This window comes from Vibrio fluvialis (assembly GCF_900460245.1).
GTDB lineage: Bacteria > Pseudomonadota > Gammaproteobacteria > Enterobacterales > Vibrionaceae > Vibrio > Vibrio fluvialis.
In genome coordinates this window covers 1,189,522-1,206,533 of record NZ_UHIP01000002.1, presented here as the reverse complement: position 1 = coordinate 1,206,533, position 17,012 = coordinate 1,189,522, and the positions used below count along the sequence as shown (strand labels likewise).

10 protein-coding genes are annotated in these 17,012 nt (G+C 51.7%); 9 read left to right on the top strand and 1 reads right to left on the bottom strand.

All coding sequences use genetic code 11. The features are described 5' to 3' along the window. Positions 1–157 precede the first annotated feature (157 nt). Entirely contained in the window at positions 158–5,191 is a 5,034-nt protein-coding gene (locus tag DYA43_RS20630; RefSeq protein ID WP_061055550.1) for an Ig-like domain-containing protein, read from the bottom strand. A gap of 467 nt (positions 5,192–5,658) precedes the next feature. Between DYA43_RS20630 and DYA43_RS20625 the strand changes: the two genes are divergently transcribed. From DYA43_RS20625 to DYA43_RS20590, 9 genes are all read left to right on the top strand, one after another. Then, positions 5,659–6,972, top strand: coding sequence for a TolC family outer membrane protein (locus DYA43_RS20625; protein WP_020433160.1), 1,314 nt, complete (start codon positions 5,659–5,661; stop codon positions 6,970–6,972). A gap of 2 nt (positions 6,973–6,974) precedes the next feature. After that, the gene (locus DYA43_RS20620; protein ID WP_061055549.1) at positions 6,975–7,601 is read left to right on the top strand and encodes an OmpA family protein; all 627 of its coding nucleotides are present in this window, start codon (positions 6,975–6,977) and stop codon (positions 7,599–7,601) included. A 233-nt stretch (positions 7,602–7,834) separates the two neighbouring features. Next, positions 7,835–9,226, top strand: a complete 1,392-nt coding sequence (locus DYA43_RS20615; RefSeq protein WP_020433912.1) for an HlyD family type I secretion periplasmic adaptor subunit — start codon at positions 7,835–7,837, stop codon at positions 9,224–9,226. A 64-nt stretch (positions 9,227–9,290) separates the two neighbouring features. Beyond that, the gene (locus DYA43_RS20610; RefSeq protein WP_202649984.1) at positions 9,291–9,941 is read left to right on the top strand and encodes a transglutaminase-like cysteine peptidase; all 651 of its coding nucleotides are present in this window, start codon (positions 9,291–9,293) and stop codon (positions 9,939–9,941) included. A gap of 5 nt (positions 9,942–9,946) precedes the next feature. Next, positions 9,947–11,857, top strand: coding sequence for a bifunctional diguanylate cyclase/phosphodiesterase (locus DYA43_RS20605; RefSeq protein ID WP_061055548.1), 1,911 nt, complete (start codon positions 9,947–9,949; stop codon positions 11,855–11,857). Positions 11,858–11,868: 11 nt separating this feature from the next. Next, entirely contained in the window at positions 11,869–13,983 is a 2,115-nt protein-coding gene (locus tag DYA43_RS20600; RefSeq protein ID WP_061055547.1) for a type I secretion system permease/ATPase, read from the top strand. Between the two features lie 166 nt (positions 13,984–14,149). Continuing rightward, the gene (gene yccS, locus DYA43_RS20595; RefSeq protein WP_024375576.1) at positions 14,150–16,303 is read left to right on the top strand and encodes a YccS family putative transporter; all 2,154 of its coding nucleotides are present in this window, start codon (positions 14,150–14,152) and stop codon (positions 16,301–16,303) included. A 194-nt stretch (positions 16,304–16,497) separates the two neighbouring features. Beyond that, on the top strand, positions 16,498–16,659 hold the full coding sequence (locus tag DYA43_RS22990; protein WP_020433698.1) for a hypothetical protein: 162 nt from the start codon (positions 16,498–16,500) through the stop codon (positions 16,657–16,659). A 57-nt stretch (positions 16,660–16,716) separates the two neighbouring features. Continuing rightward, on the top strand, positions 16,717–17,001 hold the full coding sequence (locus tag DYA43_RS20590) for a hypothetical protein (protein WP_020329302.1): 285 nt from the start codon (positions 16,717–16,719) through the stop codon (positions 16,999–17,001). Positions 17,002–17,012 lie beyond the last annotated feature (11 nt).

Here is a 17,012-nt window from a genome sequence, read left to right as displayed (position 1 = left end):
GCGGACAATAATAACCTAAACGACCATTGCTATGAAAAATTAATGTCAATTGTTTGATTAGACAACAACCACAACCTGCGATTAAACAAGATGTTAAACCTGATTTTCTGAAGGAATCAGGATAGAAAAAAGCCCACCAATGGGTGGGCTTTGTCTATCAGTTATTATCTTGCTTGATAATATCGTGCAGCAGATTCGTTATCTGTGTACCTGAAGAGCTATCACTGATGCCAAATTCGGTCGCTCCATTATTCAACACAATCGATTGAGTATAGTTATTACCTTCAATTTTAAGCTCAAGCTCAGTTCCGTCGACTTTTACCTCAATGTGTGACAACAGATCTTCCATCGAACTGTAAGGCGTCTCGTCCAGCATCTGTGACAAGTCAATTTTATCGCCAGAATGGAAGTCAGTAATCACGTCCATATGGGTCTTAAATTGATCTTCAGCTTTGGCAGCACCTTCACCACCGAAGACAAACAGATCATCACCATCACCACCCGTCAGAATGTCGTTGCCATATCCGCCGATGAGAATGTCATTCCCCGCACCACCGTTTAGTGTGTCATCACCACCTTGGCCATAGAGGATATCGTTACCATCGCCGCCATTTAGGATATCGTCACCACCACGACTATCACCGGCGACGTTAAACAGTTCATGGTTGTCTTTGATGAACTCATAGATATCAATCTGAGACGGTGTAGAACCATCACGCAACTCAAGGAATGTCACCAGAGCGTCATAACCCGCACCATCGGCTAAGTCGGAAGGTTTATCTGGGTTACCATCTTGCCCCCATGGTAACTCGTCAGTATTAATTGAGTCGCCAAACAGGATATCGTTACCTTCGTTACCGTTGACCGTATCGTTGCCCATCTCCGCAATATCAGTGATGGTTTTACCACCTTGCAGAGCAGCCTGAAGATCCTCGGCTGAATTTACAATTTGGACTTCGCCAGCTTGAGCATAATATGGGCTGTAGGTATCTATTGCCCCTATTTCTACCCATGCTTTACTGCTGCCCCAATTACCATAGGTATCGCCATCACCTTCAAAGTTGAATTCGAAGTAGTAAGTTCCAGCGTTGGATACATTAATACTGATAGTTTCAGAATTGCCAGTCGACCCACTCGCTGCGAGCGTTCCATCAGAATTGTATAATTCCCAGAAAAAATCACCTTTAGATATACGAACATCAAACTTAATTGTTGAATTATCATCAACTATTGAGGTCATCTCAGAAACGTACTTGGTCGCTGATCTGTCGTAGACCCATTTAGCGTCGGGGTCGGTCATCACCAATTTATCGTCTGCATAGTACACGCTGCCGGAACCATCAGTCTGCACTACTTGAGCGTGAGTTCCATCAGCAAAATGCAACACTTCGTTGACCACATAAACTCCGTTAACTACTTGCATTGAAGTTTCTGACGTATTATCAAAGAACTTCAAAGTATCTTGCGAAATATTATCACCAATGCCGATAGCCATGACTGTCGACTTGCTACTCAACTCTGCGAATTCATCCAAAGCGCTTTGTAGGGTACTGCTATTAGGCTCACCATCGGTCAGGAAGAAAGTCAGATTCTGGCCGTCATTGCTTAAGCTATCGAACCAATCATTCGCAGCTTTCATCGCAACATAATAATCCGTACCGCCATCCGCATTAAGTTGAGTCGTAATCTGATCGATGAGGTCAGTGTAACCCTGTGTGTTCGGTTGCAAGTCACTGACTTCAAATGACACATCAATATAGTAATCAAAACCAATAAGCTTAAGGTTGATTGTTCCATCGTGTTGACTGATCTGTTCAACCAGATTCACCAACGCTTCTTTAACGACATCAACACGTGATTTACTGTAATACCCACCATCGATCGAGTCATCCATACTGCCCGATGTATCGATGACCAGCGCTATGTTGTAATCCACACCAGGCTGAACACTGACAACATAACCGCCAATATCGCCCATCAGGACATCGTCGCCTTTGCCACCATTTACAGTGTTATCACCGTTAGGTGAGCTATCCGGCAGGCCAACGGTACCAATGTCTGTTGAAGCATATTTAGGCAGATCCGCAGCTTGGCCGTTGCTATCGACTTCCTGAGCACCAACCGTAACTGAAAGATCTGGAGAAGTACCCGCAGGAGCCTCTACGACTAGCGTGACTTTACCATCAGAATCCAATGCGTTTGCCGGAATACTCCAGCGACCGTTACCAAGGTCCTCACCAATAGACAACGTCACGCCATCAGGCACACCGGATACAATAACCTCCGTGAACACTTCGCTGCCATCAGCATCGTTAAGATCAACATCGATGTTCAATTCAAGAAAATCAGTAACTTTAGTCAGAGTACCATCATGAATTTCGTACTTGCCATCGTTGAGGTACAGAGTTTCGATGCTGTAAAAATCGTGATACGCATCGTTACCTTTATACTTAAAGGTAAAATCTGCCTGTGGTGCTAGCGGGTTGTCGCCTTGGGCAATAAAGACAAGATCCGACAATGAAGCATTCAAATAAGCCGTATCGTTTCCTTCACCGCCATAGTATGTTGTTGTGGCTTCTATCGAAGTAGAAATCAACACATCATCACCACTGCCACGCTCATCACCGTACATCACTAAGTTAGTAACGTTGCCACCAATCAAAATATCCGAACCTTCATGACCGAAAATCTGTTGGGTTGAGTCGTCTCCAATCAGGATATCGTTGCTTGATGTACCAGTCGTTCCCGCATCTGGGTTATTCGCGATAATGCTTTCAATGTAATCCGACACGTAATGGTCACTATTGCTGAGCGACGCTGTAACCGATAGGCCATCAGAAATAGGCGCAACGTGCACAGTTACGGTAGCAGTATCCGTCAACCCATCACTATCCTTAACGGTATAAGTAAACGTGGCGTCGCCATCGAAACCTGGCGCAGGCTTAAAGCTAATAGAGCCATCATCATTCAATGTCACAGTGCCCGTCGATGGAGAATCGACCGACGTGATTTCCAATGTGTCACCGTCAGGGTCAGAATCGTTTGCCAACAAGACTGAAGGATCGATAGTCAGACTTCCGTCTTGGATCATACATAACTCATCACCCAATACTGGTGCATCAAGCAGTGAAGAGAAGTCACCGACCAAAGCGCCATCTTCATACTGTCCAATCGCAACATCCAGAGCAGCATTGCCACCTTGATCCCAGTACACAATTTCAACGTTATGGTAACCATCAGAACTCAATGTAAAAGTGTCATGAACACGCTCAGTCGTAGACTGAATGCCGTCGTACTGAGCAACCACTTGACCATCGACTTTAATAAAGTAACCGTCGTCCGCATTCACTTTCAGTGAATAAGTCCCTGCAGCCAAGTAAACCGCACCAGTCAGCAACATCACGCCATCGGTGGTGTTGCTCGGTACGGCCCCCTTCATCGAGCTCGCGTCAGAACCTAAGAAATCTTGCAGCTGCGAATTGGACGTTAACCCACCATTCTGATTCCCGTTGCTTAACTGGTAATCAATGTTAGACACATCAAACGTCACGTCCGGTTGATTTTTAGCGATAAGAGCCAGAGCATCTGCAACCGAATCCATGTTACCCAAACCACCAGTCCGCTCGTCGTACGCATAATATTTACCCGAGAAGCAGTGGTTACTGGTTGATGTATCGTCTTGGGCTATAGGGGACGCATCGTTATCCACGATGGTCGCTGTGCCTTCTACACCGCCAACCGTCAACGTGAACGTTTCATTCGCTTCGTCGATCGTGTCATCGATGGTCGCAACCGTCGCCGTGAACTCCGTCACGCCCGCTGGTACCGTGATCAGGCCTGTATCCGCATCGTAAGTCACGCCATTGCTGAACGTCACGTTCGATAGGTCTGTGTCGTAGTCGTCGCTGCCCGCTGTGCCGTTCGACAAGCTGAAGCTGTAAGTTTGCGCCGACGTACTTTCGTTGCTTAGGCTCACGGTGAACACCGCGCCTTCGCCTTCATCTACCGCCTCGCCTGACGCGTCGACCGCCGTGCTCACACTGCTGATCGTCGGTGCCGCATCGTTATCCACGATGGTCGCTGTGCCTTCTACACCGCCAACCGTCAACGTGAACGTTTCATTCGCTTCGTCGATCGTGTCATCGATGGTCGCAACCGTCGCCGTGAACTCCGTCACGCCCGCTGGTACCGTGATCAGGCCTGTATCCGCATCGTAAGTCACGCCATTGCTGAACGTCACGTTCGATAGGTCTGTGTCGTAGTCGTCGCTGCCCGCTGTGCCGTTCGACAAGCTGAAGCTGTAAGTTTGCGCCGACGTACTTTCGTTGCTTAGGCTCACGGTGAACACCGCGCCTTCGCCTTCATCTACCGCCTCGCCTGACGCGTCGACCGCCGTGCTCACACTGCTGATCGTCGGTGCCGCATCGTTATCCACGATGGTCGCTGTGCCTTCTACACCGCCAACCGTCAACGTGAACGTTTCATTCGCTTCGTCGATCGTGTCATCGATGGTCGCAACCGTCGCCGTGAACTCCGTCACGCCCGCTGGTACCGTGATCAGGCCTGTATCCGCATCGTAAGTCACGCCATTGCTGAACGTCACGTTCGATAGGTCTGTGTCGTAGTCGTCGCTGCCCGCTGTGCCGTTCGACAAGCTGAAGCTGTAAGTTTGCGCCGACGTACTTTCGTTGCTTAGGCTCACGGTGAACACCGCGCCTTCGCCTTCATCTACCGCACTACTTGAAATAGAAGAAATTGTCGAGGTATCGCTAGTTTCAATCGATTCCGCCCCCGTAGACACAACCAACAAACTCGACAGCGCCAAACTTTGGGTTTGTGAAAGGCCTAGACTCTCGAATCCTGTGGTATCGAAGTCTGTCGTGGCGATGGTTTCTGAGCCGATACGCTCGATGGTTGCCGCTTCGGCGAGCGCAGAGCCTTGGGCTCCGCCGGCCGCTGGAGCTTCGGCGTCATCGACTTGAGTCGGGTCCTGGCCTTCTTCTAATGCAGCAAAAATGCGCGCTACATCATCGGTGATGTCTTGCGGAGTATTATTTGCATCAACGAGTTGTGCCTTGAGTTCTGCATCATCCGTGATGTTATCGCCTCTTTGGACAATAACGGTCCCGTGAGGCAGTTTTTCACCAATTGTCGCGGTACGAATGTTACCGTTGGTGTCGATCACGATCATTTGATTTGCAGACAGGATTCCACTAGACACAAGAAGGTTTAAACCCATAAAAAACCTCAGAAACTTTTGAAGTGAATTACCGCATGCCGTTCAAGCATTGGCGATAGTTATTATTCGAATAAAATTGGCTCGACGATAACACTAAACCTTAGTTAAACAAAGGTTAAAACGTTATACGGTTAACGTTTTTTTGACGGATTCGATGGTTTCTCAAAGTTAATACATGGAATCAAGATCACTTAATAAAAATCACGCCATTAGCTTTATTTTCCTCTCTCTAAAGCGTAAAATTCGCGCTTTATTAATAAGTTAACAATTAACTCAGACCGACACCCTTAACAAGTTGGTCAATTTGAGTCATGGTCCGTCACATTTTTGACACGCAAACCCATTCATCTCATTAATGAGATGAACTTTGCTTTAGACTCTGCGCTCATTCGTTTTCCATCCGATATGGGAGTTTGATTTTGAAAGGGTTTTCCTTAAAGACTTTAGTCTGCGCACTTGCGTTTACCAGCCCCGCATTTGCTCAAACGTTGGAGCAGGCGGTATCACTGACACTGGCCTCCAATCCTGAGTTAAAAAGTGCGTTTAACCAGTACAAAAGCCGTGTATCTGAATCGAATGCGGCTTCCGGAGCGTATCTTCCACGTATTGATTTAGATGCGGGTATTGGCTACGAAGGTATTAACCCTGCAGAATCAAGTAGCAGTTCCGACACTGATATGACGCGAAAAGACGTCACGCTGACGTTTAATCAATTGATTTGGGACGGTTCTGCGACACTTAACGATATGGATCGCACCGCAGCGGAAGCCGAAGCAGATCGCTATCAACTTCTTGCTGACGCATCGGATAAAGCACTGGAAGTTGCCAAAATCTACCTCGAAGCAACAAAAGCATACGAAGTGCTGGTTTTGTCAGAAAACAATCTGGCGACCCATAAAGAAATCTACCGCGACATTAAAAAGCGCGCAGAATCCGGCATCGGTTCAACCGCGGACGTCACACAAGTTGAAGCTCGTATAGCAAAAGCGCACGGCAACCTTCTGGCAGCACAGAATAATTTGTTTGATGCTTACGTTCAGTTTCGTCGCCTTGTCGGTCAAGAGCCATTGGGTCTTATTTTCCCTCGCGCTGACAGTACTGCCCTTCCATTAACCGTCGAGCAAGCTCTTGAACAGGCTCAGAAGTCACATCCCGTGATTAAAGTCGCGCAAACCGATGTGGATGCAGCAAGGTTCCAATACAAACAATCCAAAGCTCCGAACTATCCCACCATTTCGTTTGAAGCTTCTCAAACTTGGCTGAATGATGCAGGGGGTTACGAAGGCAGCAGCGATGAGACCACAGCCATGATCCGTCTTCGTTACAATCTATACAACGGCGGCGCAGACAGCGACAAAACTGAAGGCGCAGCTTACCAGCTTAACCGCGCAAAAGATCTTCGAGAGAATACCTTCCGCACGGTCGAAGAAGGATTGCGTTTATCCTGGAATGCACTGGATCTCACGCTGCAACAAAAAGAGTTTTTGTCTGATCACGTAGATTCAGCCTCTAAAACTGTGATTGCTTATCGTAAACAATATTTGATCGGTCAGCGAACGCTTCTGGATCTGTTGAACACAGAAAACGAGTTGTTTGAAGCCCGTAAAGATTATCTCGATGCGAAATATTCAGAGCAATACGCCAAATACCGTTTAATGAACGCGACAGGCAACCTCCTTAGCGCCTTGCGCGTTGATGTACCAGAAGAGTGGATGACGAAGGTAGAGTACTAAATATGAAGATTCGCACTTTATTGCTGGCTGTAGTAGCCGTGGCGTTGTCCCGCCCGCTATTTGCAAATGAAGAGCCTAGTGCAGACGTTTACGACTACATCACCACACCCGTCGCAAACCAAGTGGACGATTTGTTGGATGATGACAACGATGGTGTCATCAATGCACGAGATAAGTGCCCAGACACACCTTCCGCGTCCAAAATTGATAACGATGGCTGCGGTGAGTCGATCAAATCCTCACATTTGCAACAACTGCATATTTTGTTTGCCAATGATTCAAGTGATATTCCACCTGTTTTTCTGAATCAAATTCGTCAGATGGCCGACTTTTTAAGGCTCTACTCAGAGACTTCAATTGAATTACAAGGTTACGCCAGTAAAGTAGGTAAACCAGAGTACAATCTGGCGTTATCTAAACAACGTTCTGAAGCGGTGCGTTTGCAATTGGTTCGGTTTGGTGTCACGCCTAAGCGAATCCGCATTGTCGGCTTTGGTGACACCGTACTTGCAGTGGAAGGCGAAGATCAAGTGAGTCATGCCCGCAACCGTCGCGTCACAGCCAGTGTCGTTGGATTTAAAGGTGAAGTGGTTAAAGAATGGACCGTATTCACGACTCTGCCGAAATAACGCTTGAGTAAGACGAAAGATTGCTTCTTTATGAAAGTCCCGATTTGTCGGGACTTTGCTGTTTTCGAAACGGCATTCTTCATTTAAGTCATGAACTATCTGCGCAATGTATTAAAAATACCTATATAAGATAGTCAGTTATAAAATTAATCGACATAATTGCACCATTATCAGTCCAATTGTGTATAAGTTTCACTTTCCATACCTTATGGATTTCACCGCAGGATCGCACCATGAGTCAACGCAGTTATCACCAGCTCTCGCCCGGCGAACTTGAATTTGTCGACGACCAGACCGCCGCGCTGCTGCTCAACACCCCGAGCAGTGCCCGCATTATGTTGTGGGTGATGGTGCTGTTTTTTATCCTGGCGGGCGCGTGGGCTTCGTGGGCTCAAATCGACAAAGTGACCGTCGGTCAGGGCAAAGTGGTGCCCTCGTCGCAGATTCAGGTGGTGCAGAACCTCGAAGGCGGGTTGGTGAAACAGATTCTGGTGCGCGAGGGGGAGCAGGTGAAAAAAGGTCAACAACTGCTGCTGATTGACGACACCCGCTTTCGCTCTGATTACCGCGAGCGTGAACAGCAGGTGGCCAACCTGACCGCCAGCGTGTTGCAGCTCTCAGCCTCGATTGCCAGTGTGGTGGTCAATGAAGAGTTCACTGAAGCCGAGTGGGAAAAGAGCGTGCGCATCGATTACACCAAGCTGGCGTTTCCGCCAGCGCTGGTTGAGTCGCAGCCAGACCTGGTGGAGCGTCAGCGCGCGCAGTACCGTCAGGATTTGGATAACCTGCGCAACCAGCTGTCGGTGATTTCCCAACAGGTGAAGCAGAAGCAGCAGGATTTGGTGGAGATTCAGGCCCGGGTGGTGAACCTGCGCCAGAGCTACAGCTACGCCAACAAGGAGCTGGAAATCACCAAGCCGCTGGCGGATGAAGGCGTGGTGCCGCGCATTGAGCTGCTCAAACTGCAGCGTCAGGTCAACGACACCCGCCGCGACCTCACTTCCAGTGAGCTCAAAGTGCCGGTGCTGAAATCCGCGCTGCGCGAATCGATGCTGAGCCGCATTGATGCGGCGCTCAAGTTCCGCTCCCAGCAGCAGGATGCGCTCAATCAGACTCAGGACAAGCTCTCTGCGATGACCGAATCCACCGTGGGACTGGAAGACCGGGTCAACCGCACCGTGGTGGTCTCCCCGGTGACCGGCACCATCAAAACCCTGTACGTCAACACCGTCGGCGGCGTGATTCAGCCGGGGATGGACATCGTGGAAATCGTGCCGACCGAAGATACCTTGTTGGTGGAAGCGCAAATCGCGCCGCAGGACATCGCCTTTCTGCGTCCTGACCTGCCGGCGATTGTCAAATTCAGCGCGTACGATTTCACCAAATACGGCGGGCTGGAAGGCACGCTGGAGCACATCAGCGCCGACACCTCACAAGATGAGGACGGCAACAGTTTTTATCTGGTGCGGGTGCGCACCAAAGAGACGTCCCTCGGTCATGATGCCAGCCTGCCGATTATTCCCGGCATGACCGCTTCGGTGGACATCATCACCGGCAAACGGACCGTGCTGGACTACTTACTTAAGCCCATCCTCAGCGCCAAAGACAACGCGCTGCGGGAATGATGGAGAAGCGGCAAGCTCATGAGACGGATGACCGGACGTGACCCGACATAGCGTAAAGCGCGGGCTGATACTGCTGGCCGTGCTGACGGTGTCGTCGCTCGCCGGAGCCCTCAATACCCAGGAGCAGCAGTGGGTGGATGCAGTGAGCGCCACCTACGGACCGCGTGCGGGCAAACGGGTCGCCACCTGGCGCAGCGAGATGGCGCGTTATCGCTCGCTGCCGGAGCGTGAGCAGCTCACCGAGGTCAACCGCTTCTTCAACCAGCTCTATTTCGTCAACGACGATGTGCTGTGGGGCAAAACCGATTACTGGGCGACGCCGCTGGAGTTTCTCGGCAGCAACGCCGGCGACTGTGAAGACTTCACCATCGCCAAATATTTTTCACTGCTGGAGCTTGGGGTCTCGGACAAGAAGCTGCGTCTGGTGTACGTCAAAGCCATTGAGCTGAATCAGTTTCACATGGTGCTGGCCTACTACGACACCCCGAGCGCCCAGCCGTTAATCCTGGACAACATCAACCCGCAAATCAAACCGGCGTCGCAGCGTCGGGACCTGCTGCCTATCTACAGCTTTAACGGTCAGCATCTGTGGTTGATGAAATCCAAAAACGGTGAGCTCGCGGGGAACGCTTCACGGCTCAGCCTGTGGAATGACTTACGTTCACGCGAGCGCTCGCTGAACCTGAATAAACCGTTGGTCAATTACGATGAGTAGGTAAGATGACACTATACAAACAACTGGTCGCCGGCATGGTCACGGTACTGATTCTGTTGATGATTTGCGTATTCATCATCGAATTTAAGACCACCCGCAACAACTTAGAGCAGCAACAGCGCTCAGAGGTGAGCAACACCATCAACACGGTGGGGCTGGCGCTGGCGCCGTATCTGGAGAACAAGGACACCGTGGCGGCCGAGTCGGTCATCAACGCGCTGTTTGACGGCAGCACCTATTCGGTGGTGCGCCTGCGGTTTCTGGACGACGACGCGGAGATTGTGCGCGCCTACCCCATCAAGCCGAGTCAGGTGCCGCAGTGGTTCACCAACCTCAACCTGTTTGAGCCCATCCATGACCGCCGCGTGGTGACCAGCGGCTGGCTGCAACTGGCGGAAGTGGAAATCGTCAGCCACCCGGGTGAGGCGTACGCGCAGCTGTGGCAGGCGCTCATCCGTCTGTGTCTGGCGTTCGGCTCGATTACGCTGGTAGGCCTGATGGCGATTGCGCTTATCGTGCGCCACGCGCTCAAGCCGCTGCAGATGATAGTGCAGAAGATGGCACAGATTGCCCGTAACCAGTTCGGCGACCCGTTGCCGCTGCCCGACACGCGCGATTTGACCGCGGTGGTCGAGGGCATCAACAGCATGTCGGCGCAGGTGGAGAAATACTTCAAAGCGCAGGCTCAGGAAGCGCAGATGCTGCGTGAGCGCGCCTACATCGACCCGGTGTCGCAACTGGGCAACCGCGCGTACTACATGAACCAGCTCAATGGCTGGCTGAGCGAGAACGCCGTGGGCGGCGTGGCCATTTTGCAGGCGCAGTTCATCAAAGAGCTCTACGAAGAGAAAGGCTACGAAGCGGGCGACGGCATGGTGCGCGATTTGGCCGCGCAGCTCAAAGCCACCGTCACCACGCCAAACGCCACCATTGCGCGCATCTCCACCGATGAATTCGGTTTGATTTTGCCCAATCTGGATGAGAGCGAGCTGCGTCTGGTGGCCGATGGCCTCATCAACGCCATTCAGGTGGTCAACCCTGACCCGACCGGCATGGCCGCGGCGGATGCGTCGCTGGGTGTGGTGCACAACAAAGAGAGCAAAACCTCAACCGAGATGCTCTCACTGCTGGATAACGCGGTGGCCACGTCCAAAGCCAATCCGGAGCTGAAGTACGGCTTTGTCACCAGTGCCACCCATCAGGTGGTGATGGGCAAACAGCAATGGAAAGCGCTGGTTGAAGAAGCGATTCATCACGACTGGGTCACCTTCCGCTTCCAGGCCGCCAACCACAGCGACGGCCAGACGTTCCACCGTGAAGTGTTCTCGGCGATTGAAAAAGACAACGTGCGCTACAGCGCCAACCAATACCTGTTTGCCTTAGAGCAGCTGCACGCCAGCCACCTGTTTGACCAGTACGTGTTGCAGGCGATGGTGGAGAAACTCGACGCCGGCGAGCTGACCGACACCCTCGCCATCAATATCGCGCAAAGCAGCATCGAGCAGCCGAGCTTCATTCGCTGGGTCACTCAGCTGCTCGCGCGCCACAAAACCGTGTGCGACAAACTGCATTTTGAAATTCCCGAGAGCTGCTTTGTCAACGCGCCCCATCACACCGCCCTGTTCTGTCATGCGGTGCGCAGCGCGGGCGCCGGCTTTGGGGTCGACAACTACGGCCGTAACTTCCAGTCGCTCGATTACATCAACGAGTTCCGTCCGGATTACGTCAAACTCGACTACCTCTTCACTCATCACCTGGATGACGAGAAACAGAAATTTACCCTCACCTCCATTTCGCGCACCGCGCACGATTTGGGCGTCACCACCATTGCGTCACGGGTCGAGACCCAAGTGCAGCTCGATTTTCTGTCGGAGCATTTTATCGATGTGTTCCAAGGTTTTATTGTGGATAGATAAGGATGCGCGGAATGCAAGACACGCTGCTCAATGCCCTGATATACGTCAGCCGTTATTACGGCCTCGCCAATTCGCCGGAGGCGCTGGTCAACGGCCTGCCGCTCTCCGACGGTAAGCTGACGCCCTTCTTATTCCCGCGCGCTGCCGAGCGGGCGGGTCTGGTCGCCAAAGAGAACCGCTCAGCGCTCCAGGCCATTCCGCATCTGGTGTTTCCGGTGGTGCTGCTGCTCAAAAGCGGCGAAGCGTGCGTGCTGAGCAGCATCAACGAAGAGAAGCAGGAAGCGGAAATCGTCACCGCCGAATCGGGCATGGTACCGGTCGCCTACCCGCTGGCAGAGCTCACCGAGCGCTACATCGGCCGCTACTTCATGGTCAAAAAGCAGTTTCGCTTTGATGAACGCTCACCGGAAGTGCTCAAGACCCGCCACGGTCACTGGTTCTGGGGCACCATCTGGCAGTCAAAACGCATCTACCGCGACGTTCTGGTGGCCTCAGTTCTGATTAACCTGTTTGCCATCGCCGCGCCGATGTTCACCCGTCTGGTGTACGACAAAGTGGTACCCAACCTCGCGTTTGAGACCCTGTGGGTGCTGGCCAGCGGCGTGTTCATCATCTTCTTGTTTGATTTGACCCTCAAGCTGCTGCGCAACTACTTCATCGACGTGGCGGGGAAAAAGTCCGACATTCTGATTTCCTCTAAACTGTTTGCCAAAGTGATGGGCATTCGTATGGAGTCGCGCCCGCCGTCGGTCGGCGCCTTTGCGCGTCACCTGCAGGAGTTTGAGTCAATTCGCGAGTTCTTTACCTCAGCGACCATCGCCTCTCTGATTGACCTGCCGTTTGCGCTGCTGTTTCTGACCCTGATTTGGCTGATGGCTGGCAATCTGGTGCTGGTGCCGGTCGCCGGCGTGGTGATTCTGATTGTCTACTCGCTGCTGATTCAGGCACCGCTGCGCCGCGCGATTGAAGAAGGCTCGCGCCTCGCCTCGCAAAAGTACGCCAACCTGATTGAGAGCCTGGCGGGGCTTGAAACCCTCAAACTGTTCGGCGCGCAGAGCCAGTTTCAGTACCGCTGGGAAGAAGCGGTGGCGCACATGGCCAACTGGAACATCAAAAGCCGCCGCATCACCGACGGGATTCAGAACACCGCCGGCTTTGTCCAGCAATCGTCGAACGTCGGCATGATTATTCTCGGTGTCTACCTGATTGCCGAAGGCGACCTCACCATGGGCGGGCTGATTGCTGCCACCATGCTGAGCGGGCGCGCGATTGGGCCGCTGGTGCAGCTGTCACTGCTCTCCACCCGCTACAATCAGGCCAAATCGTCGCTGACCATCATTGAGCAGGTGATGGTGATGCCGGACGAACAGGAAGAAGGCAAACGCTACATTCACCGCCCGATGATTCAGGGCAAGATTGAGCTCGATAAAGTGACCTTCCACTACCCGAACTCGCCGGTGGCCTCGATTCGCGACCTCAGCCTGACCATCAATCCGGGCGAGAAAGTCGCCATCATTGGTCGCATCGGCTCGGGCAAAACCACCTTAGAGCGCCTCATCATGGGCCTCTATCAGCCCACCGAAGGTCACGTGCGCATTGACGATACCGACATTCAGCAGCTGCACCACATTGATGTGCGGCGCAACATCGGCTGCGTGCCGCAAGAAAGCGTGCTGTTTTACGGCACCATTCGCGACAACATCACCCTCGGGCGCCCGCTGGCTGACGACCGCGACGTGATGGACGCCGCCAACCGCGCCGGCGTGACCGTGTTTACCCAACAAGATCCGGCAGGACTGGAGCGTCAGGTCGGCGAAGGCGGCCTGCTGCTCTCCGGCGGCCAGCGTCAGGCGGTCGCCATTGCCCGCGCCCTGCTCGGCCGCCCGCCCGTGCTGCTGATGGATGAACCCACCAGCGCGATGGACAACCGCTCTGAGCTGCAAATCAAACATCAGCTCAGTCAGCTCACCCCGAGTGAGACACTGGTGCTCATCACCCACAAAACCACCATGCTGGATGTGGTCGACCGGGTGATTGTGATGGAGAAGGGCTGCATCATCGCCGACGGCCCGAAAGAGATGGTGCTCAATGACCTGCGTCACGGCAAAGTGAGAGTGGTGCAGTAAACATTTCACCTCTTAATGAAAGCGACAGGGTCAAAACTGTCGCTTTCTTTTTGCCATGTGAAAACGTCTTACTATATGGAAAATAAAATATTTTTATTCTCGATCAGATTCTGACACCCAGCTTCTGCTAAAATCACATTTTTCCGTCTGGCGTAAACGAACCACTGTGCAGCTACCCAATCAAATTCGGCTCTACTGGGCCAATAAAACCATTAATTATTGTGTACTGATCCTGATTACCTTGCTTGGTGTGGTGATCCCAGCCTGGCATTACAATCTCAACACCTGGGTCACACCGCTTATTCTGGGGGTGATCGCTGCCGCCCTCGCCGAGCGAGACGACAGCTTTACTGGTCGTCTTAAGGCGATCACACTGACGTTTATCTGTTTTGCGGTCGCCGCCTTTTCGATTGAAATTCTGTTCCGCACCCCACTGCTGTTCGCGATTGGTCTGTTTATCTCGACCTTTGGTTTTATCATGCTCGGTGCGATGGGTTCGCGCTACGCCAGTATTGCTTTTGGCTCCTTGCTGATCGCCATTTACACGATGTTGGGTGCCCACCAAAGCACCAACATCTGGTTCCAACCGCTGCTGCTGCTGACGGGCAGTGCTTGGTATTATCTGGTTTCGATGATCTGGCATGCGTTCTGGCCAATGCAGCCAGTACAACAAGATCTCGCTAATGTCTTCGTACAATTAGCCAACTACTTTGATGCAAAATCCAAGCTGTTTCACCCGGTATCTAACTTGGTTCCGCAGCCGCATCGTATTACCGAAGCCAACCTGAATGCGGCCACCGTTAATGCATTAAACCAAGCCAAAGCGACGTTTCTCACCCGTTCGAAACGCGGTCATGTCGACAGTGCCAGTGACCGCTTTCTGAAAATCTATTTTCTGGCTCAGGATATTCATGAGCGAGCCAGTTCCACGCACTATCGCTATCAGGATCTGGCCGACAATTTTGGTCGCACCGATGTCCTGTTCCGTTTTAAGCATCTCTTGGAAACTCAGGCCAAAGCGTGCCGCGAAATCGCTCATTCGATACGTATTGGCCGCAGCTACCAACATGGCAGCGAATCGGTATTGGCGCTGGATGAACTGCAACTTTCTCTGACTCATTTACAGGAACAAAAACGGCCGGAATGGAAGATGTTGCTCGCCCAGCTCGGCTATCTGTTCAATAACCTCGCCACTGTGGAAAAGCAGCTCAGCAACGTTTCCAACCCGGATGTTTCCAAACCGGAAGAAGATGTGCTGGATGATACCGAAGCCCACACGCTCAAAACCATGTGGCTGCGCATTAAAGCCAACCTGAACAGAGATTCCTTGCTGTTCCGCCATGCGGTACGCATGTCGATTGCACTGACGCTGGGTTACGGCATTTTGCAGGGACTTGGACTGGAACGTGGCTACTGGATTCTGCTCACCACCCTGTTTGTTTGTCAGCCCAACTATGCGGCGACGCGTCAAAAGCTCACATCCCGGATTATCGGCACGTTGGCTGGTTTGCTGATTGGTGTGCCACTGCTGACATTCTTCCCTTCTCAGGAAAGCCAGTTGGTGTTGATCGTCTTTTCCGGCGTGATGTTCTTTGCCTTCCGACTCAACAACTACGGCTACGCGACTGGCTTTATCACGCTGCTGGTACTGTTCTGCTTCAACCAATTGGGTGAAGGGTTTGCAGTAGTCTTGCCGCGCCTGGCCGATACTCTGATTGGCTGCGCATTAGCGGTTGGCGCGGTTATCTTTATCCTGCCGGACTGGCAATCTAAACGACTGCACAAAGTGATGGCCGATGCGATTGACGCCAATAAACAGTATCTGGGGCAGATCATCGGCCAGTATCGGATTGGTAAAAAAGATAACCTGACTTACCGTATCGCCCGTCGTAACGCGCACAATCAGGATGCCGCGTTGGCTGCGGCGGTTAGTAACATGCTGGCAGAGCCGGGAAAATATCGCACCGCAACAGATGAGAGTTTCCGTTTTCTGACGCTGAACCACGCGCTGCTGAGCTACATTTCTGCATTGGGTGCCCATCGAACTCGCATTGATGATGAAATCGTCCATCAACTCGTGCTCGATTCTCACCGCGTTATCCACCAGCATCTGGACGTTTTGTATCAACAGCTCTTTACTCACTGCGGTGATTGCGATACCAGCACCATTGATGATTCCGGACTGGAAAAGAGGCTGGCAGAGTGGCGGGAAGAAGATGACAGCTCCGCCCGTATGGTGCTCCAACAACTGCATCTTATCTATCGAATGCTGCCGGAATTGCATTCGCTGGCCAGCAAGTTTGCGGTTAGAGTTGGTTAAATATGCAACAAGTTTAAAGGGAGCCAAATTGGCTCTCTTTAACGTTTTGTTGGATAAACCCTGACAATGTTCGGACAAAAAAACATCGTTCAAATACTATTTTTGTACTCAGAAAAATCTTACAGAGTAAGACGGCCATGGGATATGAATACGAAGGATTGTTTCCGAAGAGTCGCAGTAGTCAGAGCGTGAGTATGAATACCATCCAGTTTGAACAGTTGAAATCACAGTTAAAGTTAATGACGCCGCAACAGCTGAAATCGTTGCAGGGCGAAATTCGTCATTCGTTGGAACAAGAACAAACCAGCTTGTTGACCGACGAAGAGATGGATGTCATTGCGAGCTTGTTTTCCTGAGCAACTTGCACTTTCGAATATCCGAACTTAAGCTTTTAATAGTCTAGAGGAAAGCCAATGCCTGTTTCAGCCGTACAACCGGGATATTCGATCATCCAACAGTCATCCAAAATGGCTGAGGATGCTGCGCGCGAAATTCAGCAAAACAAAGCTTACAATCCTGTCGACATCACCGATAAAGCCATGGAGTTCAATAAAGTTGAGCTCGATAAACCCCGCCGTAACGATCCCGTTGATCCGCTCATCAAACTGAATCAGTCCCAGCAATACGGCCGTATTGGCACCAACGTTTTGCAGCGCGATCAGGATATGATCGGCAGTCTGCTTGATATCAGCGTCTGACTCCCACAGTC

Excerpts from the sequence above, each read along its gene's own strand:
- DYA43_RS20630 (WP_061055550.1), bottom strand. The coding sequence starts at position 5,191 with ATGATCGTGATCGACACCAACGGTAACATTCGTACCGCGACAATTGGT.
- DYA43_RS20620 (WP_061055549.1), top strand. The coding sequence starts at position 6,975 with ATGAAGATTCGCACTTTATTGCTGGCTGTAGTAGCCGTGGCGTTGTCC.
- DYA43_RS20615 (WP_020433912.1), top strand. The coding sequence starts at position 7,835 with ATGAGTCAACGCAGTTATCACCAGCTCTCGCCCGGCGAACTTGAATTT.
- DYA43_RS20605 (WP_061055548.1), top strand. The coding sequence starts at position 9,947 with ATGACACTATACAAACAACTGGTCGCCGGCATGGTCACGGTACTGATT.
- DYA43_RS20600 (WP_061055547.1), top strand. The coding sequence starts at position 11,869 with ATGCAAGACACGCTGCTCAATGCCCTGATATACGTCAGCCGTTATTAC.
- DYA43_RS22990 (WP_020433698.1), top strand. The coding sequence starts at position 16,498 with ATGAATACCATCCAGTTTGAACAGTTGAAATCACAGTTAAAGTTAATG.
- DYA43_RS20590 (WP_020329302.1), top strand. The coding sequence starts at position 16,717 with ATGCCTGTTTCAGCCGTACAACCGGGATATTCGATCATCCAACAGTCA.